The organism is Arcicella sp. GW458-12-2-14-TSB2, from assembly GCF_059423785.1.
The window spans coordinates 1-24,442 of the sequence record NZ_JBWKYN010000085.1 but is presented as its reverse complement, the minus strand read 5'-3'; the positions used below and the strand labels follow the sequence as shown (position 1 = coordinate 24,442).

The 24,442-nt window shown below is 34.8% G+C and carries 23 protein-coding genes; 12 read left to right on the top strand and 11 right to left on the bottom strand.

The window, feature by feature from the left end; all coding sequences use genetic code 11:
* The 5 genes from AC07XN_RS13480 to nudK form a co-directional block, all read right to left on the bottom strand.
* Positions 1–403, bottom strand: a 403-nt coding sequence (locus tag AC07XN_RS13480; RefSeq protein WP_494743460.1) for a hypothetical protein, incomplete at its 3' end; no start/stop codon positions are given.
* Between the two features lie 148 nt (positions 404–551).
* Positions 552–980, bottom strand: a complete 429-nt coding sequence (locus AC07XN_RS13475) for a hypothetical protein (protein WP_494743459.1) — start codon at positions 978–980, stop codon at positions 552–554.
* Between the two features lie 107 nt (positions 981–1,087).
* Entirely contained in the window at positions 1,088–1,228 is a 141-nt protein-coding gene (locus AC07XN_RS13470) for a hypothetical protein (RefSeq protein ID WP_494743458.1), read from the bottom strand.
* A 263-nt stretch (positions 1,229–1,491) separates the two neighbouring features.
* Positions 1,492–1,866 carry a DUF4406 domain-containing protein gene (locus AC07XN_RS13465; protein ID WP_494743457.1) on the bottom strand — a complete coding sequence of 125 codons (375 nt, stop codon included), beginning with the start codon at positions 1,864–1,866 and terminating at the stop codon, positions 1,492–1,494.
* The gene (gene nudK / locus AC07XN_RS13460; protein ID WP_494743456.1) at positions 1,866–2,444 is read right to left on the bottom strand and encodes a GDP-mannose pyrophosphatase NudK; all 579 of its coding nucleotides are present in this window, start codon (positions 2,442–2,444) and stop codon (positions 1,866–1,868) included. The genes AC07XN_RS13465 and nudK overlap by 1 nt, the downstream gene beginning before the upstream one ends.
* 56 nt (positions 2,445–2,500) lie before the next feature.
* Between nudK and AC07XN_RS13455 the strand changes: the two genes are divergently transcribed.
* From AC07XN_RS13455 to rbp, 4 genes are all read left to right on the top strand, one after another.
* Positions 2,501–3,247, top strand: coding sequence for a DeoR/GlpR family DNA-binding transcription regulator (locus AC07XN_RS13455; RefSeq protein ID WP_309923162.1), 747 nt, complete (start codon positions 2,501–2,503; stop codon positions 3,245–3,247).
* 171 nt (positions 3,248–3,418) lie between these two features.
* Positions 3,419–4,027, top strand: coding sequence for an IMPACT family protein (locus tag AC07XN_RS13450; protein WP_494743455.1), 609 nt, complete (start codon positions 3,419–3,421; stop codon positions 4,025–4,027).
* 130 nt (positions 4,028–4,157) lie between these two features.
* Positions 4,158–5,051 (top strand): DUF1684 domain-containing protein, encoded by an 894-nt coding sequence (locus AC07XN_RS13445; RefSeq protein WP_494743454.1) that lies wholly within the window; start codon positions 4,158–4,160, stop codon positions 5,049–5,051.
* A 112-nt stretch (positions 5,052–5,163) separates the two neighbouring features.
* Positions 5,164–5,508 carry an RNA-binding regulator gene (gene rbp / locus AC07XN_RS13440; protein ID WP_309923156.1) on the top strand — a complete coding sequence of 115 codons (345 nt, stop codon included), beginning with the start codon at positions 5,164–5,166 and terminating at the stop codon, positions 5,506–5,508.
* Between the two features lie 173 nt (positions 5,509–5,681).
* Here the strand turns inward: rbp and AC07XN_RS13435 are convergent, their stop codons facing one another.
* Positions 5,682–7,058: a nicotinate phosphoribosyltransferase gene (locus AC07XN_RS13435; RefSeq protein ID WP_494743453.1), complete on the bottom strand. Its 1,377-nt coding sequence runs from the start codon at positions 7,056–7,058 to the stop codon at positions 5,682–5,684.
* 444 nt (positions 7,059–7,502) lie between these two features.
* Here AC07XN_RS13435 and AC07XN_RS13430 point away from each other — a divergent pair, with 444 nt between their 5' ends.
* From AC07XN_RS13430 to AC07XN_RS13405, 6 genes are all read left to right on the top strand, one after another.
* Positions 7,503–8,273, top strand: coding sequence for a PASTA domain-containing protein (locus AC07XN_RS13430; protein ID WP_309923152.1), 771 nt, complete (start codon positions 7,503–7,505; stop codon positions 8,271–8,273).
* Between the two features lie 22 nt (positions 8,274–8,295).
* Positions 8,296–10,266 carry a T9SS type A sorting domain-containing protein gene (locus tag AC07XN_RS13425; RefSeq protein WP_494743452.1) on the top strand — a complete coding sequence of 657 codons (1,971 nt, stop codon included), beginning with the start codon at positions 8,296–8,298 and terminating at the stop codon, positions 10,264–10,266.
* 28 nt (positions 10,267–10,294) lie between these two features.
* The gene (locus AC07XN_RS13420) at positions 10,295–10,591 is read left to right on the top strand and encodes a rhodanese-like domain-containing protein (protein ID WP_494743451.1); all 297 of its coding nucleotides are present in this window, start codon (positions 10,295–10,297) and stop codon (positions 10,589–10,591) included.
* 65 nt (positions 10,592–10,656) lie between these two features.
* Positions 10,657–10,950 carry a rhodanese-like domain-containing protein gene (locus AC07XN_RS13415; protein ID WP_494743450.1) on the top strand — a complete coding sequence of 98 codons (294 nt, stop codon included), beginning with the start codon at positions 10,657–10,659 and terminating at the stop codon, positions 10,948–10,950.
* 106 nt (positions 10,951–11,056) lie between these two features.
* Complete coding sequence (gene lgt / locus AC07XN_RS13410) at positions 11,057–11,890, top strand: prolipoprotein diacylglyceryl transferase (protein ID WP_309923143.1); 834 nt, start codon at positions 11,057–11,059, stop codon at positions 11,888–11,890.
* A gap of 308 nt (positions 11,891–12,198) precedes the next feature.
* Positions 12,199–12,978, top strand: coding sequence for a hypothetical protein (locus AC07XN_RS13405; protein ID WP_494743449.1), 780 nt, complete (start codon positions 12,199–12,201; stop codon positions 12,976–12,978).
* A gap of 145 nt (positions 12,979–13,123) precedes the next feature.
* On the opposite strand, the gene AC07XN_RS13400 is transcribed toward AC07XN_RS13405, so the two are convergent.
* The 5 genes from AC07XN_RS13400 to AC07XN_RS13380 all read right to left on the bottom strand — a co-directional run bounded on the left by AC07XN_RS13400 (position 13,124) and on the right by AC07XN_RS13380 (position 22,344).
* Positions 13,124–14,326 carry a C40 family peptidase gene (locus tag AC07XN_RS13400; RefSeq protein ID WP_494743448.1) on the bottom strand — a complete coding sequence of 401 codons (1,203 nt, stop codon included), beginning with the start codon at positions 14,324–14,326 and terminating at the stop codon, positions 13,124–13,126.
* Positions 14,327–14,445: 119 nt separating this feature from the next.
* On the bottom strand, positions 14,446–18,735 hold the full coding sequence (locus AC07XN_RS13395) for a T9SS type A sorting domain-containing protein (RefSeq protein WP_494743447.1): 4,290 nt from the start codon (positions 18,733–18,735) through the stop codon (positions 14,446–14,448).
* 64 nt (positions 18,736–18,799) lie between these two features.
* Positions 18,800–20,068 carry a serine hydrolase gene (locus AC07XN_RS13390; RefSeq protein WP_494743446.1) on the bottom strand — a complete coding sequence of 423 codons (1,269 nt, stop codon included), beginning with the start codon at positions 20,066–20,068 and terminating at the stop codon, positions 18,800–18,802.
* Positions 20,069–20,128: 60 nt separating this feature from the next.
* Positions 20,129–21,157, bottom strand: a complete 1,029-nt coding sequence (locus AC07XN_RS13385; protein ID WP_494743445.1) for an aminotransferase class I/II-fold pyridoxal phosphate-dependent enzyme — start codon at positions 21,155–21,157, stop codon at positions 20,129–20,131.
* A 173-nt stretch (positions 21,158–21,330) separates the two neighbouring features.
* Positions 21,331–22,344, bottom strand: coding sequence for a dipeptide epimerase (locus AC07XN_RS13380; RefSeq protein WP_494743444.1), 1,014 nt, complete (start codon positions 22,342–22,344; stop codon positions 21,331–21,333).
* A gap of 382 nt (positions 22,345–22,726) precedes the next feature.
* On the opposite strand from AC07XN_RS13380, the gene AC07XN_RS13375 reads away from it, so the two are divergent.
* Both AC07XN_RS13375 and cdaA read left to right on the top strand, forming a co-directional pair.
* Complete coding sequence (locus tag AC07XN_RS13375) at positions 22,727–23,392, top strand: peptidoglycan DD-metalloendopeptidase family protein (protein ID WP_309923127.1); 666 nt, start codon at positions 22,727–22,729, stop codon at positions 23,390–23,392.
* Between the two features lie 152 nt (positions 23,393–23,544).
* A complete protein-coding gene (gene cdaA, locus AC07XN_RS13370) occupies positions 23,545–24,330 on the top strand; it encodes a diadenylate cyclase CdaA (RefSeq protein ID WP_309923125.1) in 786 nt (261 codons plus the stop codon).
* Positions 24,331–24,442 lie beyond the last annotated feature (112 nt).

Sequence of the window (24,442 nt, the reverse complement as noted above, 5' to 3'; positions counted from 1 at the left end):
GTTTTGTTCCACTAATGCGTGCTTTAGGTATATGGAGTGCATAAGGAGTTCCAATAATTACATTGTTGTTAAGGTCTGCATTTAGGTCTTTAAAATTGCTTTCATTTCGAAGAGGGTCAATACCCATAACCATAATTTTTAGTTTTGGATTTTGGGATTTACTAAACCATGAGGGGAAATCTATTCCTAACAGACAAGCATCATCAGCAATGTTCTGTTTTGAAGAAATCAAGGAACGGTTTAAAACAAAGTGTTTTTCTGTAACTTTATTATCAGCATTCTCATTAAAGGATGTTCTGAAATTTGTGTAAATTTCATTGATTTGTTGTGTAGGAATATCTATAACATTTTGATGTAGATTTTGAATAAGTGTGTCTTGAAATTCTGTTTGTGGACAAATCATATAGAATTATACTTGTTTATAGTTTTGTAGTAAATTTTAACTTTAAAAGATTAATTGCAAATGAGTCTTAGTTTAGGATATAGGTGCAAATAGAGAAAATTTAACCAAGCTCTTCTCTTTAAACGTATTTAAGTTTTATTTACTTTTGCTACATTAATTTTTTTATTTCATCTAACGTTAGATTCAAAATTGGTGAAATTTCACCCGTTTCTAATTGGGAATAATTTACATCAAAATTATTAAATACGTCTACTGCTATACAATATTTAGAGCTTATATTATATTTATTCGAAAAATTAGTTTTTAAGTTTTGAAATAAAATATCTGCGAACATTCCCAATTCATTTTTTGTAAATCCATTCAATTTAGCAATAAACCAAATGGCTCCCATTTCTTGAATATCATTCTTCTGAAATGTGAAAATATGGTGAGGGGATACTTGTATTGGCAAACCTTTAATCATCAAAATAGAATTATCCTTATGTTTTTTTATAAATTTCAAACTCTCTGTAGGTCTCCATTTCTTAAAATCAAAATCTTCAAAGTTAGATAGAATGTCAAGGTTTCTTTGATACATTAATTTGGTTCTTTTATAGTCCGTTTCTTCATTTTTTGTATCTAACTCATCTCTTTTGTTGATTATGAATTGTAAGTTATCTAATTTATAGCTATTGCTGATTGCAGTTAAGCAACTAATCCAATAATCTCCACCACTTTCTGGGTTGTTTTTTTTGGGTCAAGTTTTAAATTGGATACAAAATTCTTTTTATTTTTGTCAGATTTGTTTCTGAATTTAATGATGTCTTTAATTGTTATTTTTTTCATGGTAAACTTGTTAATCATTAAGAGTGGTAAATTATCTGTTTAGATTATTTATATAGGTATTCAAAAAATTATGTTAGACTCTACAATATTTGAATGTTATACTGTATTATTGATATAATCAATTATTTTTTGAAGCTTTGCTATAGATAAAATCTATTTAATCCCCAATCTACCAATTCCCCAACCTAATCAAAAACATTCACCCCAATAATTCCACGAAACTTATTATACGGTAAAATTTCTTGGTATAACACAATTTTAGTTTATTCAACCAAGCCAATCTCCCGCACATCATAAAACACCATTTTCCCCTTCGCCACTCCAACATTCACCATTTCGTCTGCACCCGTAGATGCTCCGCCAATTCTTAATACTGCATCACAATGGCTAATTAGTTTGATAGCAACTGGATGAAAGATTTCATTGAATATAGCGTCGCCCACTTCTTTTGAACCTGCTGCTTCAATTAAGGGTAGGGCAAACCATTCACCTAATACTGGAATATGTCCCATTCGGTACAATTCCAAGGCGGTGTCGGTCATGGCTTTTACGTTGGCTGCTATCAAAGCTGGGGCGTCATTCGTACCTGAGCGATATGGTCCCGCTACTAATATCATCATTGGTTGGTTATTTGGCATTATAGTATATTGTTTAGTCTGATATATTGTAAAAGCATGATTGTTTTGGCGTCTTTTATTTCGCCAGTTGCTATCATGGCAAAGGCTTTTTCAAAAGGCAATTCTAATACTTCAATGTTTTCGTGTTCGCCCTCTACACCGCCACCTTCGCTTACTTGCTGACTTTTGTCGTATTCGGCAATAAAGAAATAAAGTATCTCCGTCACCGAACCGGGCGACATATATGCTTCATAAATCTTCTTTACCTCAGTAATCCTAAAACCTGTTTCTTCTTCGGTTTCTCGTTTGATACAATCTTCCGCATTGTCTTCGTCCAACAAACCCGCACAAGCTTCAATCAACATACCTGTCGGGTTTCCGTTATGATAGGTCGGCATCCTGAATTGCTCGGTCAATATCACCGTTTTGTTGGCTATGTTGTATAATAAAATCACCGCCCCATTGCCACGGTCGTATGCTTCTCTTGATTGTGTTACCCATGAGCCATCTTTTTGCTCGATGTCAAAAGTTATTTTGCGTAATGTGTACCAATTGTCTGAAAGTACCTCGGTTTTCTTAATTTTGATGCTTGGAATCATTTTATGATTATATTTGATAATTATTGATTATTTTTGAACAAATTAATCATGTTTTTATGAGTTTTCAAAATAGAAAGCAGATAATTCTAAAAATTTTAGAAGAAAGGGGAGAAGCGGAGGTAAAAGATTTTGCCCAAGCTTTAGATATTTCAGAGATTACTATCCGTAGAGATTTGCAACAAATGGCTACCGACGGTCTGTTGTTTCGTACTCATGGCGGGGCAATGAAGCTTGCTTTGGCACAAATGCCTTTTACGTTTGCCAACAAAACAGCAGTAAATGCCAAGGAAAAAGATAAGATTTGCCAGCTAGCCGCACAGCAGATTCAAGAGGGTGATATTATTTTGATGGACTGTGGCAGTACTGTTTTCAGGATGTGTCAATTTATCAAAAACAAGCGGATTAAAGTCATTACTAATTCATTGCCTGTGGTTTATGAATTGATGAATAGTCAAGTATCAATCAACCTGATTGGAGGAGAAATCGACCAAGAACGCCAAGCGGTGCATGGTAGAATTGCTGAAGAACATATCGCTCGCTATAAAGTTGATAAAGCCTTTTTGGGTGTTGATGGCATCTCACCAGAAAACGGACTAAGTGCCTTTGGAGAAGATGAGGCCAGCATTACTTTAGCGATGGCAAATGCTTCAGCCAAGAAATATTTTCTCTGTGATGCTTCAAAACTGGGAAAGGATAAGTACTTAACGTTCGCTCCGATTACTTTGGTAGATGTATTGATTACGAATGCGAATATTGAAGATATTAAAGTTTATCAAGATAAGGGAATAGATGTTTTAATTTGAAAACTGGCTAATTTGAAAATTTGAAGATTTGGAAATTTGAAAATATTAGAATAGTCAGTTTTGAATTTCAATCATCAAATCAAAAGCTTGAATCATTTTCAAATCTTCAAATTCTCAAATCAAGAAGTTTAATCATTTTCAAATCTTCAAATCACCAAATTTTCAAATTAATTGGAAGATACATACAAAACAATAGAAAGTCCCGCAGAAGGGCTTTTTAAAGATAAGGGCAGTAAGTTTTTTGCTTTTGCCTATCATATAGAACAAGAATCGGAAGTAAAAGCTTTGATAGAACCACTCCGTAAAGAGCATTTCAAAGCGGTGCATTTTTGCTATGCCTTTCGCTTGGGATTAGATAAAACCAATTTCAGGGTAAACGATGATGGCGAGCCTTCGGGTTCGGCTGGTCGCCCGATATTGAATGTGCTTTTATCCAAAGATATTACCAATATTCTGGTAGTAGTAGTCCGCTATTGGGGCGGAACATTATTGGGTGTTCCGGGGTTAATCAATGCTTATAAATCAGCTACAGAAGAAGCCCTTTCGTTAGCAGATGTGGTTGAGAAGACAGTTAATGAAGTCTACCAAGTGCAATTTGAATATATCCAAATGAATGATGTGATGAAGGTGGTCAAGGATTTTGATTTGAAAATCAAGAATCAAGTCTTTGATAACCAGTGTACAATAGAAATTGATTTCAGAAAATCATTGGCCAACCAGATTCTAGGGAAATTAGAAAAGATAGATAACATTTCGGTAGAATATTTACGAACCGTGTGATTTTTAGTAGGATACAGCAGTAAGCAATTGCGTTTTACAATTTTTCTATTAATTTTGATATTAAATCTATTTAAAAGGTAGATTATATAGTGTTTATTACTTAGAACCTTTATCAATCAATCTAAATTCCATGAAAAAAAATAGTATAATCCTATCCGTGATATTATTATCAGTACTCATTTCTGCCTTTAGGCTTGACTCTCCTTATGAAAGTGAAATAAAAAGCTGGCAACAAAAACGCATTGAAGGCTTGAAAAGTGAGAATGGTTGGCTAAATCTGGCAGGCTTAATTTGGCTTGAGGAAGGTGAAAATACCATTGGTGGTGATGCTAAAAACAAAATAGTTTTTCCATCAGACCATAGCGATGCTAATTTGGGCAAAATTATTTTGAAAGACGGTAAAGTAACCTTTGAAGCTTATAATAATACTTCGGTTTATAATGGAGAACAACCCGTAAATCAAACAATCTTGTTTCCATACGAAGGCAGATACGAAGGCAGACCTGTAGTGCTTAAACACAAGTCTCTGCGTTGGTTTGTTATCAAAAGAGGTGAACAATATGCTATTCGTTTGCGCGACTTAGAAAGTCCGATTTTGAAAGAATTTAAAGGGATTAATACCTTCCCAATCAGTGAAAACTGGCGTATAAAAGCTAAATTTGTGCCTACTCAAGGCAAAAAGTTGAAGATTACAGATATTACGGGACGTACCTATGAACAAGATTCACCAGGCAAATTAGTATTTACTGTAGATGGTAAAGAGTATTCATTAGATGCCACTAGTTCGGGCAATGATTTGAGTTTGGTCTTTGGCGACTTAACCAACCAACATGACAGCTACGGCGGAGGTAGATTTCTGGAAGTGCCTAAGCCAGATGCTGACGGATTCACCTATATAGATTTCAATAAAGCTTATAACCCGCCATGTGCATTTACGCCTTACGCTACTTGTCCGTTGCCAACACCAGACAATAAATTGAAGGTGGCAATTTTAGCAGGTGAAAAACGATATGGTAATCACTAAGAGAATAAACATTTTTCGTTCACACAATTAAAAAGCTAGCAAACGAATCATCTAAATAGTATCCATAGTATGGTATATTGCTTACCTTTGTAGTGAAATAAAATAATAAACAATGGATATTTATGTAGGAAGTATTCCTTTCAAGTGGAAGGATGCAAGACTGAAAGAGATTTTTGAAGTATATGGCGAAGTAACTTCTGCTAAAATTGTGATTGATAAAATTACGCGTCAGAACAAAGGTTTTGCGTTTGTGCAAATGCCAAACGATGCTGAGGCTCAATTAGCGATTGAATCATTGAATGGTGCTGAAATAGACGAAAGAAAAATTGTAGTGAACGAATCTATTCCAAACAATGCTGGAAGCTTAGATAAAAACAAAAAGAAAAAACCTTTTGTAAAACCTGAAAACAAAGAGTGGAAACCTTTTAGAGGGAATAATAAGGGGAGGAGAGATTAGGGGTGATTGAGCTTTGAGTTTAGAAAAGATAAAGAGCTTGTAAATTGGGGCTAATCTCCATATATTGATCTTGCATTTCTAGCGAGGGACTTAAGTCCCTCGCTAGAAATAAGAATGAAAACTCGCTCGCTTCGTCATGTTGGAACGATGGACGATAGGGTTTGGAGATGCGACTAATTACTATTCCCCTTCACCTCCGCAAAACTAATTTCTTTCAGAACCTCACCATTTTCAAAGACTGTTTCCAAAATATCCTCACCGCTTTCTTCTTGTTTTTTTGTGTGGTAAGTACCGTTTTCAAAAACTAATTTCAATCTGCCTTTTTTGCTTAATTTACCGTGGTCGGTGATAGGGTCTTTAAAAACCTCTTGTTCTGTTCCATTAATCGTAGCGGCGCTACACTTAAAAGCAAATTTTTGGGTATCACGATTTACCTTTTGTAGTAAAGCTCCTCCCATTCCAAAAGCCACATTGTCGGCACTCCAACCATGATTTTTTAAATGTGCCAAAATCTCTCCAATACTTTCATAATTTACACCATCACCCTGTATTATTCTGATATTTGGATGCAGTACTTTATATCCCTTTGAATTAAGGGTAAAACCAATCTTCTCCCCTAAAATCTCCGCTACTTTCAGTACTATCTCTTTTGGTTCACCACTATCAGGACGAACTACTAAGGTGCCTTTTCTAGCTAGAATTTCATCTTTTAGCACTTCTCCCCATAATTTTTCACAGGCATGATAGATGTCATAACTATCGCTTACTACCGCCACCAAGCCTTCTGGATATTGTGCTAACATGTTTCGATAGGCATCTACTTCATGTTCTTTTCCCCAACTCGTAATAGTGCTGTGCTCTGCCGCTGGAATACTAAATCCAAACATATCGTCTTCGTTGCCATAATAAGCTTGGATAAAAGTCAATGCTGCAACAGTATCAGTTCCCATAAAATTTATCAAATGGGCTGCTCCGCCGATACTTGCACTATCTACACTGCTTACGCCTCTAAAACCAAAATCATGTAATTTAAAATCAATCGTAGTAGGGTCGCCTGTTTCTTCAAGATAATGACTTATTACTTTTTTTACTTCTCTGCTGATGGTAGCTACGGTGCTTGGATACCATAATTGAAGCAAAAGCGTTTCTAAGAAATTAGTTAACCAAAAGCAATTTGGGTCTGTGTTTTCTACCGTCATCATTACGTTGTGGGTCGGGATAACCTTTCCTTCGGGTACAGCTTTTATCCTGATGGGTAAGCGTCCACCATGATTGTGCAAAATATATTCCCAACCCGCTTTGTTGAATAAAGAAGCATTGCCAAAATGCGCTTCGTACAATTTGGCAGCACGGTCTATTTTATGTTGAGTAACAACTTGTCCTGCTAAATATTCTTTTAATAAATATTGTAAACCGAAAAAAGTAATTTCCTCAAATTTACCCCCACGACTTTCAAAGTAGCTATAAATTTGTGTGGTGCCTTCGGGATATTGTTTGTAATGACTTACTTTGTAACTATCGGTTAATAAAATAATATTGTTTTCCATCATAAAATCGTGAATGCTTAAATATCATGCAATATGTTAAAATATTACGAAATCTATTCTTCTCAAATGAATATCTTGTAAATTGCAACATAAATATCCTTTATCAGTTGGTAAATATCTCAAATATTTAAAAAAGTAGATTTATTATCTAATCAAGAGTATGTTTAAATAATAAAAGTATCTGGAATTGAGTGGTTTATAATTTTAGTGTGTAAACCTTTTCGAAATTCCGCTGTTTGAGCGAAGCGAGTCGGTTCGCCGATGCGATTCGGAATTTCTTGAATTTCTTTTGCGGTCCGCCGCGCGGTTACTTTTCTTGTTTCAAGACAAGAAAAGTAAGCTAATGAGAATAGGTTTTATTATTTATAATCAAGCCCAATATTTGTTTAAACATATTGTAAACTAAATAATGCTAACAGATAGACGTTAATATTTCCCTAAAAAACAATGATGAAAATTTCCACCAATTCAAAAAAAGACGTTTATATCCATGCTGCCATCATAACCTTGTTATTAATGGTTCTATTTTTTGGTTTTTTCTTCGTGTATTTGCCTTGGAGCACCAATCACGGCGATGCTATTACTGTTCCTAATTTAAAAGGGTTGACGATGGAGGAGGCAGAAAACCTTTTGGATGAAAGAAATCTTGATTTTGAAGTAACTGACAGTACTTTTACGGCTGGCGTAAAACCTCTAACTGTACTTTCGCAATATCCTTTGGAAAACTCAAAAGTGAAACAAGGACGAAAAATTTATTTGACCATTAATACTGAAACAGCACCCATGATTAAGCTGCCCAAGCTTACAGAGATGTCTGTTAGAAGTGCCGAACAACAGTTATTGGTATCGGGTTTGTTAAAGCCTGATTTAGAATATCAGAACGATAGTCGCCAAAATGAAGTATTAGAAGTGAAGTTCGAAGGTACGAAAATCGATGCTGGTTCGTTAATTGCAAAAGGCTCTAAAGTTACACTGGTAGTAGGCAATGGAACCAATTCAGTAGAAATGGATGTGCCATGTGTGGTAGGACAATTGTATGACGAAGCTCAGATTGTTATCAAAGGCTCTGGTTTACAGATTGGTACTGTTATTTATGACCCAACCTCTACAGAACCAGCAGGAACGATTATCAAACAAAATCCTGAATGCGAAAATGGTAACAAAGTGCATTCTGGAGACATGGTAGACCTTTGGGTAGCTGGTAATCCACCGAATTGATATTTTACTTTTAAACTATTTCATGAAAAAAATATCTTCTGATTTAAATCAATCAAAAAATATAGTGTTGTGTGGTTTCACGCAACACTTCTTTATTTTTCTACTCTTATTGCTTACTCATCAAGTTTCAAATGCTCAGTTTTTTACGGTTCCAGTCAAACACGTAGTAGAAGATTTCCCTCAAAGTCGGGCTAGAATTACGGCTTTAACTCTTCCATTTTTTGATGATTTTTCGACTGCAAAAAATGGACAAGCTATACCCTCACTTTGGCAAACAGGCGGAGGCGTTTTTGTGAATAATACCTTAGCGGTCAATCAGCCAACGGTAAATGTTGCTACTTTTGATGGACTTCAAGCGAATGGTTTTCCCTATGATTTTACGAATCAACTTACTCAGGGAGCTACCGATACGCTCACATCATTACCCATCAATTTGTCTGTAAATAGCCCCTCAGATTCCCTGTATTTCAGTTTCTTTTGGCAAGGTAAAGGACTAGGCGAACAACCAGATTTGTCAGATTCTTTAACATTACAATTCTTGACAAATGGCAACACATGGAATACTGTTTGGGTACAGAAAGGCGTAAACCTACCTGCCAATTTTAGTCAGGTCATATTACCCATTCGTGCTAGCTTGTATTTTCATGGTAATTTTCAATTCCGTTTTCAAAGTTTTGGTCGAAAATCGGGACAGTTTGATGTTTGGCATTTAGATTACGTATGCTTGGCTAAGAAAAGCGATAATTCTATCAATGGGTATATTTTGGGAAATATTCTGAATAATCAGACCAATAAATTTGAAAGGGTTTCTTATCTAAAAGACATTGCCTGTAGTGATAATATCGAGCCAGTCTTGAAACGATATAGGGCTATGCCAATGGTTCAGTTTTTGGCTGGAAAGCCCTCGCCAGCCGCTGAAATTAATGACTCTACAGGTGTAAAGGTGAACAATTTGTATAGCAATAACAATGACGTAAATATCTATTATTCTGTACGAAACCTCAATTTAAATGCAGGCAGTGATACCTTACAAAAAGACCAAAGAGTAGGACGAGATGCCTTGACTGCGGGAGCTTCAAAAGTATTCAAATTCAAAAATAATTTTACCAGTAAAGTTTCTGGCGATAAGGCATATTTGAATATGAAATTCTTTTTGGGCACACAAGATGCTAGTAATATCTCTTTTAGAAATAGCATTCTTACCCAAAACGACACCATTTCAACGACTGTAGCACTGGATAATTATTATGCTTATGATGATGGTACAGCCGAAGCAGGAGCTTATCTGAAAAAAGGCTTTGGTCGAGTAGCCGTACAGTTTGTCAACAATAAAGCTGACGTCGTAAAGGCTATTCGTATTAACCTTCAACCGTCGCTCACTAGTATTGCTGGGAATGCTATTACATTGCAAGTAATGGGCAATGACAAAGGTAAGCCAGGGCAAATCCTGAGAGGGCTTTATACAAAAGTACAGTACTCAGATATTCAGAATGGATTTATAGAATACGCTATTGACCCTGTGGCGGTTACGGATACTTTTTATGTTGGTTACCTTCAATTAACAGATGATGAACCCATTATTGTAGGCTTAGATAAAAACTCAGCACAGTTTACCAACAAACACTTTTTCAGTATCAGTAACGCTTGGACGAACGTAGCTAATGCCGATACAAGTATTTATAAAGCCATCAGAGGAAGCATGATGATTCGTCCTGTGATGGGAGGGAAACCTTTGGATGTTGTGTTAGGAAACGAACAAGAAATTCAAGATAAAAACTTGGTGGTTTCGCCTAATCCTAGTCCTGATGTGATTCATTGGAACGACTCTTCTTTAAAAAATGTTGAAATCTTAGATCTTTTTGGGAGAAGTATTTTACAGGAAAATGTTGATAGTCAATCGATTAGTTTACAACATCTAAATTCTGGAATGTATCTTTTGCGACTTTCAAATGAACGTAATACATTTGTCAGAAAAATATGGATAAGTCATTAAAATTAACAATAAATAAAATCCCAATATAATGGATATTACGGTAGAAGAACTTAAAGAAAAAATTGACAAAGGCGAAACATTCAATTTTCTTGATGTAAGAAATGAATATGAATACGATGAGCAAAATTTAGGCGCTAAATTGATTCCTTTGAACGAATTACCTGACCGTTTGGATGAGATTGAAGCTTGGAAAAACGAAGAAATAATTGTTCATTGTCGTTCAGGTGCTCGTTCAGGTCAAGCAAAAGCATTTTTAACAGCCAATGGTTATACCAATGTTAGAAATGTATTAGGGGGTATTTTAGCTTGGAATCAATTAGACTAATCTTTTGTTCCGATTAAAAGCATATTTCGGGTGGTCTGTCGGAAGGCAGACCACTTTTATTTAACATGAATTCATCCAGTATTACGGCTACGGAATTTAAAGAGCGTTTGGCAAATCTTACTATTTTAGACATCCGAACACCCTATGAAATTGAAGATTTTGATGTTGGAGGTATACAAATTCCTTTAGATGAATTATTGCTTTCTGTAGAGAGCATAGTGCATTTGAAGGACAAAGAAATTATTATTGTTTGTTATTCAGGCTTGCAAAGTGAAATAGCCAGAAAAATATTAGCCAAAAAAGGCTTTCAACACATGAGAAATCTTGAAGGAGGCTTAGAAGCTTTCTTAGCACTATAAACGAAAGGTAAATTAGTTTATAGCATTTTAATAAAACAAAAGAAAGGCTTTAGGGATAAAAGCAGTATTTTTGAAAATAATTTTATTTTAAAATCAACATATTCAAATGTTATTAACATACATTGACTGGCATACTTCACCAGAAATTTTTGAGGTTTTCGGCTTCCCAATTCGTTGGTACGGACTAATGTTTGCAATGGCTTTTTTAGCAGGCTACCAAGTATTGAGTTACATCTTTAAAAAAGAAGGCAGACCAGTAGAAGAAGCCGATGAACTGTTGCTTTATGCAATGATTGCCACAGTAATTGGTGCTAGAATGGGGCATTATTTCTTTTATGAATATCCATTATTATTAAAAGACCCAGTTCATTTTTTCACTAGTATGATTACGCCACCATATGCAGGATTGGCTTCACATGGTGCGGTAATCGGGATGTTAATTGCCTTTTATTTGTATTCAAAAAAACGGAATACTCCTTATTTATACGTTACTGACAGAGTAGTTCCAACGGCAGCTTTAGGCGGAGCATTAATTCGTTTTGGTAATTTAATGAATTCGGAAATTGTAGGGAAGCAAACGGATGTGCCTTGGGCTTTTAAATTCTTTAATGACCCATCGCTTGGTCATGATTATTTCGAAGTAGTGCCTCGTCACCCCTCTCAATTATATGAATGTCTATCTTGTTTGGTGTTATTTGGAATATTAATGTGGTTTTGGTCAAGGAAAAAAGAAAAAACAACCAATGGTTTTATGACAGCCATTTTCTTGCTATATGTCTTCATCCTTAGATTCTTCTATGAGTTTCTAAAAGAGAACCAAGTAGCTTTTGAAAACCAAATGGAATTTAACATGGGTCAATGGTTAAGCGTTCCAGTAGTGCTTTTTGCGATAGGAATATTGGTTTTTGCATTTAAAAGTGATAAAAAAGGAGGTGTTTAAAAGCTTCCCTTCTGCTCAGTAGTGCGATTAAACTTTAACCTTTTATTTCTAGCGAGGAACTTAAGCCCCTCGCTAGAAATAAAAGGTTTGCTTTTTATAAGGGAGTGTTGTAATTAATGAAATTTTTTATGGATTACAATGTTCCTTTGTAGTTTGCGGACTTTTAACATCATTGATATATTGCGATTACTTAATCTCTTGATTTTGTTAACTTATTCTCTTTAAATGCAACAACTTATTGTATTGATTATTAGTGAGTTTGCTTAATTTTTTTCATATTTGTTATAAATAAACATCAAACATTAATTATGAAAAAAGAAGAACAACAAGCTAAAGAAGAATTAGCAAAAGACAAAGCTGAAATAGTTGAGAAGGTAGAAAGCTTAGCTACAGAAGCTACTGAGACAATTGAAGAAAAAGCGGCCGAAATTCCAGAAAAAGTGGAAGAAATAAAGGCTGAAGTTGTTGAAGGAACTACTGAAAAAATTGAAGATATTGAAGAAGATGTAACTAGTAAAACTGCCGAATTGAAAGTCGAAGCTACAGAAACACTTGAAGAAGTAAAAGAAACTGTTGCCGAGAAAGTTGAGGAAGTGGAAAGCAGTGATTTTGCTGCCAAAGTGGAAGAATTGAAAGAAGAAGCCAAAGATAAAATAGAGGCCGTAAAAGAAGCGGTTGTTGAAAAAATCGAGGAACTAAAAAATACCGATTTTTCAGCCAAAGCAGAAGAGCTGAAAACAGAAGCTACTGCGAAGTTTGATGAAGTAAAAGCCGAGGCAACTGAAAAATTTGAAGAAGCCAAAACTGCTGCTGCTGAGAAAATAGCAGAACTAAAAGAAGATACTTCAGAAAAACTAGCTTCGGTAAAAGAAACTGTAGCAGAAAAAATAGAAGAGCTAAAAAGCGTTGATGTTGCTGCTAAAGCAAAAGCCTTGAAAGAAGACGCTATTGAAGAGCTAACCGATTTGAAAGAGGACGTAGCAGAAAGCCTTGAAGAAGCTAAAGTAGTGGCTGCTGAAAAGATAGAAGAAGCAAAAGAGGCATCTAAAGGACTATGGGGTAAGATTAAGGGTATTTTTGGCTCGTAATTTTATCCAACTCTTATCTATCACTAGCGAGGGACTTAAGTCCCTCGCTAGTGATAAGAGCTGAAAGCAAGTATTTACAAAGATGTGGGTAATTAATAGGTTTTAAATTTATCCCCAAAATTAAAAATACATTCTGCTTTGTTTATTAATACACCTTATCGCTCTTTAAAGCACTGACACCAACCATCCCCGTTTTTAAAATACGTTTAGCACGCAGGTATCTTTTAAAGTTATAAGCATCAAAATTTGGTGCAGTAGCAATCATACTGCTGATAGTTACTTTATCAGAGGCATGGATAAATTCACCATTTCCTAGCCACATGGCTACGTGTACTACTCTTTCAGAACCGTCTTCACGCTTTTCGCCAAAGAATAATAAATCTCCAGTTTTCAAGTCTGCCCAATTCCCTGATTTATCAACGGTTTCACCCACCATTACTTGTTGCGAAGCATCACGAGGAAGCATAATGCCATTCAAAAAATAAACCGTTTTTGTAAAACCACTACAGTCAACACCTTTGAATGAAGTACCACCCCATAAATACGGTACACCCATTAATCGTTTTGATGTTTTATCAAGACTCTCCCCAGTAATATTTAGTCCTGAAAGCCATTTATTATAAATACTTGCTTCGTTTTTAGCCACAAATCCTTTTCTATTATCCGCAAAGATTACTTGAAAGAAATCGTCTTTTTCAGCCTGTATTTCCAGGATACAGCCAGCCACTAAATCAGAAACAGTCTCTGAATTGACATTGGGTTCAGAATAGGCAACACCATACGAACGAGTGTATATAATTTTACTACTTGTCTCCCAACGTGTTAATTGACCTTTATTGATGGCAGTAATGGCTCCTCTATCTACCCAAGCAATGTATTTGTCAGGCGTTTGAATAAGTAGCCAACCGTTGTCTTCTCTTTCTAAAATTTTCACAGGTGTTCCCATCAAAGCTTGTGATGCCAACTCGCCACTATGGCGAGGCGAATAGCGAATATTACAAACAGAAACTTCAACCAAGCCATAAATTTTGTCTTCCAACTCAGCCTCAGGCAAGATTTTTATTTCATCCACAACAGTATTATGAGCTTTCAGCTGATTAACCAAAGCATTTTTGGCTTCAATCAGGTTGGTTTTACCTGTTACAATCAATTGGTTGTCTTTTCGATAAGCATCAATTTGAAAGATAGCTGTGCGTTTGTCAGGTGCAAACCGCTGAGTAAAGCTATCGATAATTTGCGTGACAGAAGAATCAGCAATATGTTTTATAAAAGGTTTTTTATATGGTTTTATCGGTTTGGCAATAGTTGCAAAACTGATGAATATGAATAAAAGGAAGTATTTTTTCATGGCGTTGATGATTAAAGCAGTATTATTGAATGAAATGCATAAGTATTTCTAATTAAGAAAGCCCTAAAAAAGAACTCCTTCCAAATTTAACACTTGAAAGGAGTTTAGTACTAATAAAATTAAAGTTTTTGGATTTTATAAACTACCCTTTTATTATCTCTGTTGAACTGTAAAAGATACAAGCCACTGCTAAAACTACTGATATCCAAAACAGTTTCGGATTTAACCAAATCTTGTTCTAGCATATCTTTTCCTAGCGCATCAATAATCTTCAATTTTGTATTTTTAAAATAGTCACTTCTAATCTTAATAAAGTCAGATGTTGGATTAGGAAACAGCGTTATATTCAAATCTCTAGGGTCTTCATTGGCAGTGACAAGCTCTATCCTAGCAATTCCCGTTCCTAACACTTTGCCTGAGCAATAGGCGTCACTTATAGCAAAGATTTTGTAGGAGGTGGGCATCATCGGAGTAATTGTTCTTATATAAGGAGATGAATAAATCGCCTGAGAATAAGCTGTTAATAATTCGTCAGAACCAAATTTTACAAACCATGGAGGTGTACCTGTTAGGTTAATTTTCAGGTTTATAGGTTTACCTTCTCTAAAAAGGTAAGTTGTTGAATCCAACTCAGCCGTTGAAATAGTATTTACTGTCAATGGGTAAATATTAGATGCACTACTGACATTAACATCTGAAGCTACTACTCGTACTCTATAATTATCACCAGTTGGTAAGTCTTCTGGGACTTTAAATTTCAGAGGAGAACTATTGCCTTCAGAAGCTATACTTTTATAGTTATCTCCATTTTTATCTGAAATTTGAACGGAGAATTTATTATTAGCAGTAAAGTTTCCTTGATAAGTAAATAACAATTCTTGCGTAGTACCTAAACATAAATAACGTGCATTATTTTGAAGGCTTGTAGTAATGTTTTTATCAGAATATGGATTTACTATTACTGTCGCACTCCCAGATATTTTGCCAATACCACATATATTTGATACCGACTTTAATGTATAAGTGGTTGTTTGGGTGGGATTTACTAAGATTGGATACTTTGTATTGCCAGTATTAATAGTCCTCTCGATATTATCTGAAAGTGTAAATTTTAAGTTCGTGTTATAATTAGTTATACCTACATTATTAATAATATTTATATAGGTTATTTGTCCTTGATTAATGGAAGTGTTTCCCGAAAGGGTAACGTCAGGCAGATTCGATACACCTAGCAAAGAAACCAACTCTTTTGATGTTACAGGGTTAGTAGAACTAACTTCCATTTTATAAGTGGAAGATGAAAAGGTCTTAGGCATTTTTAACTTCAATGTTCCTTGTATCTTACTAGTTTGACCAATTTCTGTTTTGTTATTCTTGTCATCTACTAATGAAAATTTAAAAATATTATCATCAGCAAATTCACCGAAAGTAGAATAGTTAAGAAGAATATCTTTTTCTGGACAAATAGTGTAATTATCCAAACTATTCAGTTTCACAGAAGGTCTAACCGTTATTTTTACACTTCCAGAAATACTGCCATAACCACAAGCTACACCTATTGTTGACTTTAAGGTATATGTGGTTGATTTGGTTGGATAAACTTTTTGAATTATGTCGTTTTTATCAAAAGCATCAAAAAAAGAATTTATATAAGTTTGGTTATAATTATCAGTAGTAGTAAAGTTTCCAGAAGAACCTTTTTTTAGTTTGTAAATTAAATCTGCAGATTCTTCTCCATTAACTGTAATCATGTTTAAACCATCTTTAGTCGATAATTCAACAATAGGTGGTGCGTATAACCTAAATAATTGCCAAGTTGAATTAGTTTTTGGAATAGTATTACTTGTTAATCTTATAAAATAAAAGCCTTCTTCTAAACTAAAAGGAAATTTAAATTTTATTGGATTATCAGACGTATTGACAACAACATCTCTAAAAATTGAATCTTTTTTTGATGCAATTTGCAATGTAAAGGTTGTTCCAATTTTCATGTTTCCAACTATTATGTATGGGAAAGAAATTAACTTATCTGCACATTCCGATATTGTCCAACCTTCATCAGGAAGTCTAATGATAAAAGGAGTAACATTGACGACAAAATCGTTTTGTGGATTGGTATTTATGCCACATTCATTTTTGATAGAAACTAAAGAAAACGTCTTACTTTCCGAAAAAGACTTATATATATCTTCGTTTCCATAATAAGTAGAACCATCTGAAAAAGTTAAAAGATTGGATTCCCTTAAACCTTCATAATTTACTATATTGAATAATATTTGCTTATTGCTTAATATCCCTTCGCTGATATTTGCTGAGGTGGATAGTTTAGCAGAAGGTATTTTGTTAATGTAAATTCTAGATTGTTCGCTACTTAAAGATGGGTTTGTTGATACTACTTTTATATAGTAAGGAGTTAAACCATCAACTAATAAATTTTCTGGAATTTTAATCTTAATTGGAGATGATTTTGCCGTTCCTAAAATTATAGTTTTTCCATTATTTGAACTCAGTTCTATTTTGAAATCGTTATCACTATTGAAGCTTCCAATCGTTTTGAAAAAAACGTTAGCACTTGTCCCGACACATATTTTTTGGGGAAATGCATTTAATAAAATAGCACTCTTTGGGGGAGTTGTTACTTTGATTGTTACCCAGCGATCTTCAGTTGAAGAAACTTTGCCACATAAATTGCTATAAGATGCTATTTTGTAAGTAGTTGTTTCTAGTGCTTTTACACGAAAAGAAAACTTTGTTCCCTCTATATTAGTAGGATAAAAAGTTTGTGAAGTAGAATCATCCAGAATGACTGTTGTTGCTCCTATGCCTCTAATAAATATAGGTAAGTTAGCTTCACCACTACTTGGGATAGTAATGATATCACTTTCATTATAAAATACTGTGCGATTAATACTATTTACTGTAACTGTAAAAGGGCTATATGCAATTGCCCCATTTTTGTAAATGATTCCTAAATATAGATTACCACTGGAAGTCTTCGTGAAAAAATCATTAGGAATGGTAACTCTGATTTTTCCATCCTTAAAAGTAGCTGGAACAATAATTTTATTGTAGAACAATTGTTGGCCTGCTGCTAAGAATGCAGAAAGCTCTTTTTCATTACCCCAATTCCCGAAAGTTGAATAAGTAGCCTCAAAAGATTCTCCCAAACACAGGTTAATATTTTCTTTAAGTGGGTCAATCTTAAGCTGATTACTATTAGGGACTGTAATAGTGACTGATTTTGGATTAATTGTAGCCACACCACAGGCACTGAAAGCAGATACTATTTTGATGTCTATAGTTTTTTCAAGTTTAAAAGAGGGGGTATTAATGGAATAATTAAAAGAATATGGGGATAAATCTTGAAAAAACATCCCATTACTTAATGTAATACTCCATGGACCAAATCCTTTTAATGCAATACCTAGACTAGTATAATCATCAAAGCTGACAGTAGGATAATAAGAAGATATCTCTGCAGAAGGAGACTCGCTGATAATAATTAATTTAGTTGGAGATGAATCTTCATTTGTAAAAGGAGAGAGGGCTTTTGGACTACTACTTGAAATTCTAGCTATATATCCAATACCCGTGTGAATATTGGAAGGAATTGTTGTTTCTAAAAAACCATCTTTGTCTACTGCATCTAGCTCATATTCCTTCATTTCTTGCGAAACCTCTTTTAAAATAATTTTAAACTTATTGTCTTTGTTAAATTTGCCATTAGCCGAATAGGGTAGTTTTAATGTGCTTCCAATACACAATTTTTCAGTGAAATAAAATTCTGGTAATAAACCAATTTCATTAACAGTCACTTTTGTACTACCGCTTACAGTACCTCTTCCACAAACATTTTCCGCATAGGCAATCTTGTATTCTTTGGAGGTAGTTGGATATACTGGAAAATCTCTACCATAGTCAAAATTGCTAATATTAACGCTTGAACTATCGTCTAAAACCACTTTAATTGGAAATGTTCCATAACCATTTACTAATAAGTCTGCTCGAGTATTCGGATTAACAATAGGATCTAAAATACCGACTAAATTAATAGTAGGAGCTGATAGTATTCTGGGAATTGGATACTCATTGCTAATTATTTGCGGTTTTGATGAAATAATTCTAATATAATAAGTACTATATTGATTAACTGGATAGGAGTCTTGAACTGTAAATTTTAACGGACTACTATTGCCAGTGCTAACAAGATCAGTCCAAGTATTTGAATACGATTCTTTAATTTGAACTTTAAAAGCATTATCGGGCTCAAAATTGCTAGTGGAAATAAAAGGTAGTTCAACGGTTGCACGTCTACAAACATTATAAAATGTAGGTGTTAATGTTATTTGGGCTTGAATAAGGGTAATAAACGATAAAAGAAAAATAGTGGTAAGAATAAGTTTTTTCATAGAAAGTTTGAGAAAATGTGAACATGTATTGATAATAATTAGTGTAGGGCAAAGGTAGTATTTTTTACTTATCATAACTCATCTTAAACTTACTTAAGTCTGCTTTGAATTTACGTGGTCGGCTTAGTTCATAGTTGTAAATCAATTGTCCTAAATTTTTCATGAATGGGAATCCTACCGTATCGTAATCGTAGTGGTCGTCGTTGAAAACTTCATCATTGTTACATAGCAATACCGTTGTTAGCATAAATTCTACGCCTGTTGAAAAATCTACAATGTAAGCATTGTCCAACAAAAAGCCATAAGCATCGCCTACTTTATTGAAGATTCGCATATTTGGATTTATCACTGCGTCTTTGCTACCTCCATACATCAAAAATTTACAATAGGCTGGGTAAAAATCAGGGGCTTCGTATTTCGGATAAGTACTTTCAGTAGGCATTTGCGACATATATTGATATAGGAATTTATAGTCAGCATCAGTCAATTGAAAACGTTGTTTAACAGAAACAGCCTCGGGAAAAAGTACAGATTTTAGTATAGCTTGTTGTTCTAATAATGGGAAAAAGTTTTTATCAGTAAAAGCAAAAGGCTCTTTTACCAATGAGTCACCTCGCATATAACCTTTACCTATCGTGATGGGCGTAGGCGAAACATAGTTTTTTTCAGAAATTACCATTGGTTGTTCATAAAGTACTTTCTCTCCATTCATAAACTTAATAGGGTTCGTTCTACGGTTTTGCTCGCGGTTCATACCTACTTGTAAACGGTGGTAAATACGGGTGTCCTGATAACCTTTTTGACGAAGCGTTTCATTAAAAGCTTCTTGCCCCATGAATTCATATAGACGGTTGAAAGCATCATTGTCGGAAACCATCAATATCTTTTTAATATAATGTGCTACCGAAGGCAAACCATTTTCAGCAGTAGAATCTTTTGTAACAGGCGTATGGCGTTCGTATTCCGCTCCTGTAAACATGGGTGTTTCTTTAGTAAGCCCTTTGATATTTAGCTTGTTAATTTTCTCTAAAGCCATTACACTAGCAGGGAACTTTACTGTACTGGCTGGATAAAAGTATTCCGTGTTATTGATTCTGAAACCATAACTAGTGAAAGTCGGACGGTTCTTTTTGTCTCTTTCAATCTGCGTATAAAGAATCTGAATGCGGTATTTATCCGCATTGTCAATAATCTCCTTAAATTGCTCTGGCTTGGTGGCTAATAATTTCGGAAGCAATTCAGTGTTGAGTTGCTGTGCTTGAATAGAAGATGAAATCACAAGTAAAAGAATAGTTAAAAGCTGTACGCTTAAAGATTTGTATCGTTTTTTCATTAGCTTATTAGTTGATGGTTAGTTTAGTATGTTGCAATTAACATGTATAAAAATCAATCATTACCGCCAGCTATTCAGTACCCTAGCTAATCTCTCCAAATTCTCTTTGGTATGCAAGGCGCTTATTACTAATCTGGTAACGGGTAAATCATTAGCTGTTGGATATGGAAAACAAGCCGTCATGATACTATGTTGTTTTAGGTATTCATGCAAACCTACCTGATGCGTGCAATAAGCTGGGTAATTGTTGATGGAATCTATCCCAAGGTCTGGCTTAACTAAATGATTGAAGTAGTCAATGTTATCTAATAGCTTTTCACGTTGTTCATCAAAAATCTCAATAGAGGTAACAAAGGCTTCTAACAAAGCGGGCATCATGGGCGACGCTCCAGAAAACATTGGGAAATACCTGATTTGTTCTATAAAATCATTATCAGAAAAAATCACTCCTCCTGTCATACCCATCGCTTTATTGAGCGAGGAGGTAATCACTAAACGAATATTGTCTGAATGAATTTCAGGTAAATCTATCCCAAAACTATGTGAAGCATCTATCACAACAGTAATGTTTTTATCAATTGGAAGTGATTTAATCCATTCAAAATCAAAATACTCAACATAAGGAGAACCTACAGTATCGCTACAAATAACGATGTTTTTTGCCTCAGAATTTTTGATGGTTTCTGCAATAGTCTTAGCCCAAACTTGATAGGTATCAGTTGAAGATTGCGTAAAATCATTCCATAAGGCTGGATGAGTTTTGGGAGCGAAAAAGAAAGCATTGTCTTTACTTTTTAAGAAATTAACGACTAATTGCCCTGCCCACATACCCGACGAAACGGTTAGTGCTGAAGGCATTTTTGCAAAATCTGCCAATACTTTTTCTGCCTTGTCATAAATACTTAATTGAACAGTATTATTCCTAGAACTACCCCAAGATGTACCATATTGGTCAACTGCTTTAATAAAATTCTCTTTAAAAACAGGATGGTGGGGAATACCCAAATACGAAGTACCGCTAAACCAAAGGTAGCGTTGCTCGTCACTTATTAAAGTATTGCTGGGAATTTTATTAGTAAGGTATTTCATGTTTGTAGCTTTGAGCTGTAAGCGATGAGCCATGAGATTTGAGCAGGGAGCAATTTAGAAGATGTTAAGTGAGTGGTAAAGCTTATTTTAATCTGTAGTTGAAAATCTCATCACTCAAATCTTACTGCTCATCGCGCAAATCTTATTGCTCACAGCTCAAATCTCACAGCTTATTAAACCAAATTCGCTCCAGTTCCGTTTTCTTGGGCGTAAATTACTTTTCCGTAGTCGATAGTAACACCTGTTGAGATTTGGTCATCTACCAACAAAATGCCGTCCATATCTACATAATCTAATAAAGGCAATAATTGGGCAATAGCCGAACAGCCTACATTTGATTCTGTCATACAACCGACCATTACTTTCAAGCCTAGTTGATGTGCCTGCGCAATCATTCTACGGGCAGGCGTCAAGCCTCCGCACTTCATCAGTTTCACATTTACACCATGAAAGAACCCAAAGCAACGAGCAACGTCTTCTTCCACAATACAACTTTCGTCGGCAATGATGGGCAAAGCAGATTCAGCAAATACCTTCTTCATGCCTTCCCAGTTGTCTGCTTTCATGGGCTGTTCTATAAATTCTACGCCTAATTCTTTGAGGGCAAACGAGTTTTTGATGGTTTCTTCTACTGTCCACGCAGTGTTGGCATCTACCCTAAAAACAGCATCAGTATGTTTTCTTAGTTCTTGAATAATTTTGATGTCCTCTTCAGTTCCTAATTTTATTTTATACAACGGAAAAGGTACTTCTTGCATTTTCTCTACCATTTTCTCAATGGTATCAATTCCGATGGTATAATCTGTAATAGGGTTTTTAGCCGTATCTAATCCCCACAGTTTATACAAAGGTTGTCCTTTTTTCTTAGCCCAAAGGTCGTTAGCAGCAATATCTAAGGCACATAGTGCAAAAGGGTGTTCATCTTTTAGATGAGGATATAAATCATCCCAGAATTGCTCGGGACTTTGTAAATCGTAGTTTTCAATGATTGAACGAACGCCTTCTAATTGTGCCGACATTTTAGCCATCGTAACACCATAATAAGGCGTTTCGGTAGCCTCGCCAAAACCACTGAATTCGCCATCGCGAAGTTCGACGATGAGCGTTGGTTGTACATCCCTAGATTCGTGGGTGATAGTAAAAGTATGGCGGAGTTTTAGATTAAACGAGTGAAGGATTAGTTGCATTGATGACACATTGGTTTTTTGAAATATCAAGTTAGTAAAAAAGTGGCAGATTTTATAGCGATATTTTGAATAGCAAAGAAGAAAGGTTTCTTTACAAAATACCTCAACGTATCAATTTGTCATTTTTGGTAAAAATGCCATTTTTATCAAAAAACTGTAAAAAAAATAAACTTTTTGACCAATTTAATAAAAAAATGACCTGTTTTTGCTTAAAAAAGTGTAAATTTGAAGAAATTAGAAATTTGATATTTTTATAGATTTTTATTCACAACACACTTTTACAAGAAATTTAGGTTGAAAAAACCGACAGTTTTTGTGGAAGTGTTTTTATTTTATGTTGAAGTGAATCTCTAAACTCAGTATACAAATTATCTCTATCCTTATGTTAGCAACCATAAAAAAATATACATTTCATCCAGTAGTACCTTTTGATTTTCAGAGGGATACCATCTATGAAATTGATTTAACAAAAAATAATGCTGATTTAGAGGAATTAAATTTGTCTGATACGGCTTTATTTAATGAGTACGTTACTGAAAAAATTAAGGAAGCAAAGGCCGTATGTGCCGTTGGTGGTTACCTCGAAAATCGTTATATTTATCGTAGAAGCGAACATTTCCAGCAAAGTGGTGAAGGACGTTCTATTCATTTGGGTATTGACATTTGGGCTCCAGCAGGAACACCAGTATTTGCTCCACTAATCGGTAAAGTACATAGCTTTCAAAACAATAAAGGTTTTGGAGATTACGGCCCGACCATCATTCTTGAACATCAATTAGAAGGGAAAACTTTTTATACTTTGTACGGACATTTGAATGAAGAATGTCTTGAAGGTTTGTATGAAGGGAAAAATATTGAAGAGGGTGAACAAATAGCCCTTTTTGGAGATTTCCCGATTAATGGCGACTGGCCTCCTCATTTACACTTTCAAGTAATGACGGATATGTTGGGCTGTAAGGGCGATTTTCCGGGTGTTTGCGAGCCATCCAAAAAGGCAGAATATGCCGAAATTTGTATCGATGGTGCTCACATGTTGGGCATGAAATGATAATTATTTATTCGATAAAGATAATGTGGCATATTTATCTGTTTGATTATCAGTAATATAATGTTATATTATGCTAGTTTTAGTTTATTAAATATCGTCAGCACCATATAGCATGACATTTACAACCTCTTTTTAAAACAAAAAATTATCTTATGCGCATAGGCTTTTTAACGATTGATTGGATTGATTTTTTAGATATTTTATTGGTAGCATATATGCTGTATCAGATTTATAAACTGATTCAGGGAAGTATTGCTAACAAAATTTTCTTTGGTTATATTCTTATTTATGGTGTTTACTTGGTGTCTAAAGCACTAGGAATGGAGTTCCTGTCTTCTATCTTAGGACAGTTTATGAATATGGGTGTGTTGGCACTATTGATTATTTTCCAACAAGAAATCCGACGCTTTTTGATGATGCTTGGTCGTTCTACCTCATTTCGCGAAAATCCTTTACTAAAAAGATTTTATACACCGAAAGTATCTAAAGAGAATTTCACTACTTTACAGTCGATACTCGATGCGGTAAAAGTAATGGCAACGAATTATACAGGAGCTTTGATTGTGATAGAAAAAGAAGATGATTTGAAAAAATTTATCGAGTCGGGCGATGTATTGGATGCGGAAGTATCAAAACGATTATTATTGACTATTTTCCATAAAAACAGTCCTTTACACGATGGTGCCGTCATCATCAAAGGTGGCAGACTAGCTGCGGCTCGTTGTATGTTGCCCGTTTCTGAAAGTGGTACAATTTCTCCAGCCTTAGGATTTAGACACCGTGCTGCCTTTGGAATGAGTGAACAAACGGATGCAGCCATCATTGTAGTATCAGAAGAAAAAGCAGAAGTATCATTCGTGAATCACGGTGGTATCTTTAGAAATATGTCTATTCAGGATTTAGAAATAAAATTAAAGGATTATATTTTGAAGGAGTAGATTATAAGACGCTAGAAGCAAGACACAAGATAAGAGATAAGAATTTCTCAATTCGTGGTCTGTGGCACACAGAAAACCGTTTAAGTAGTCCTTTGTGTTCTGTGTGCCACAG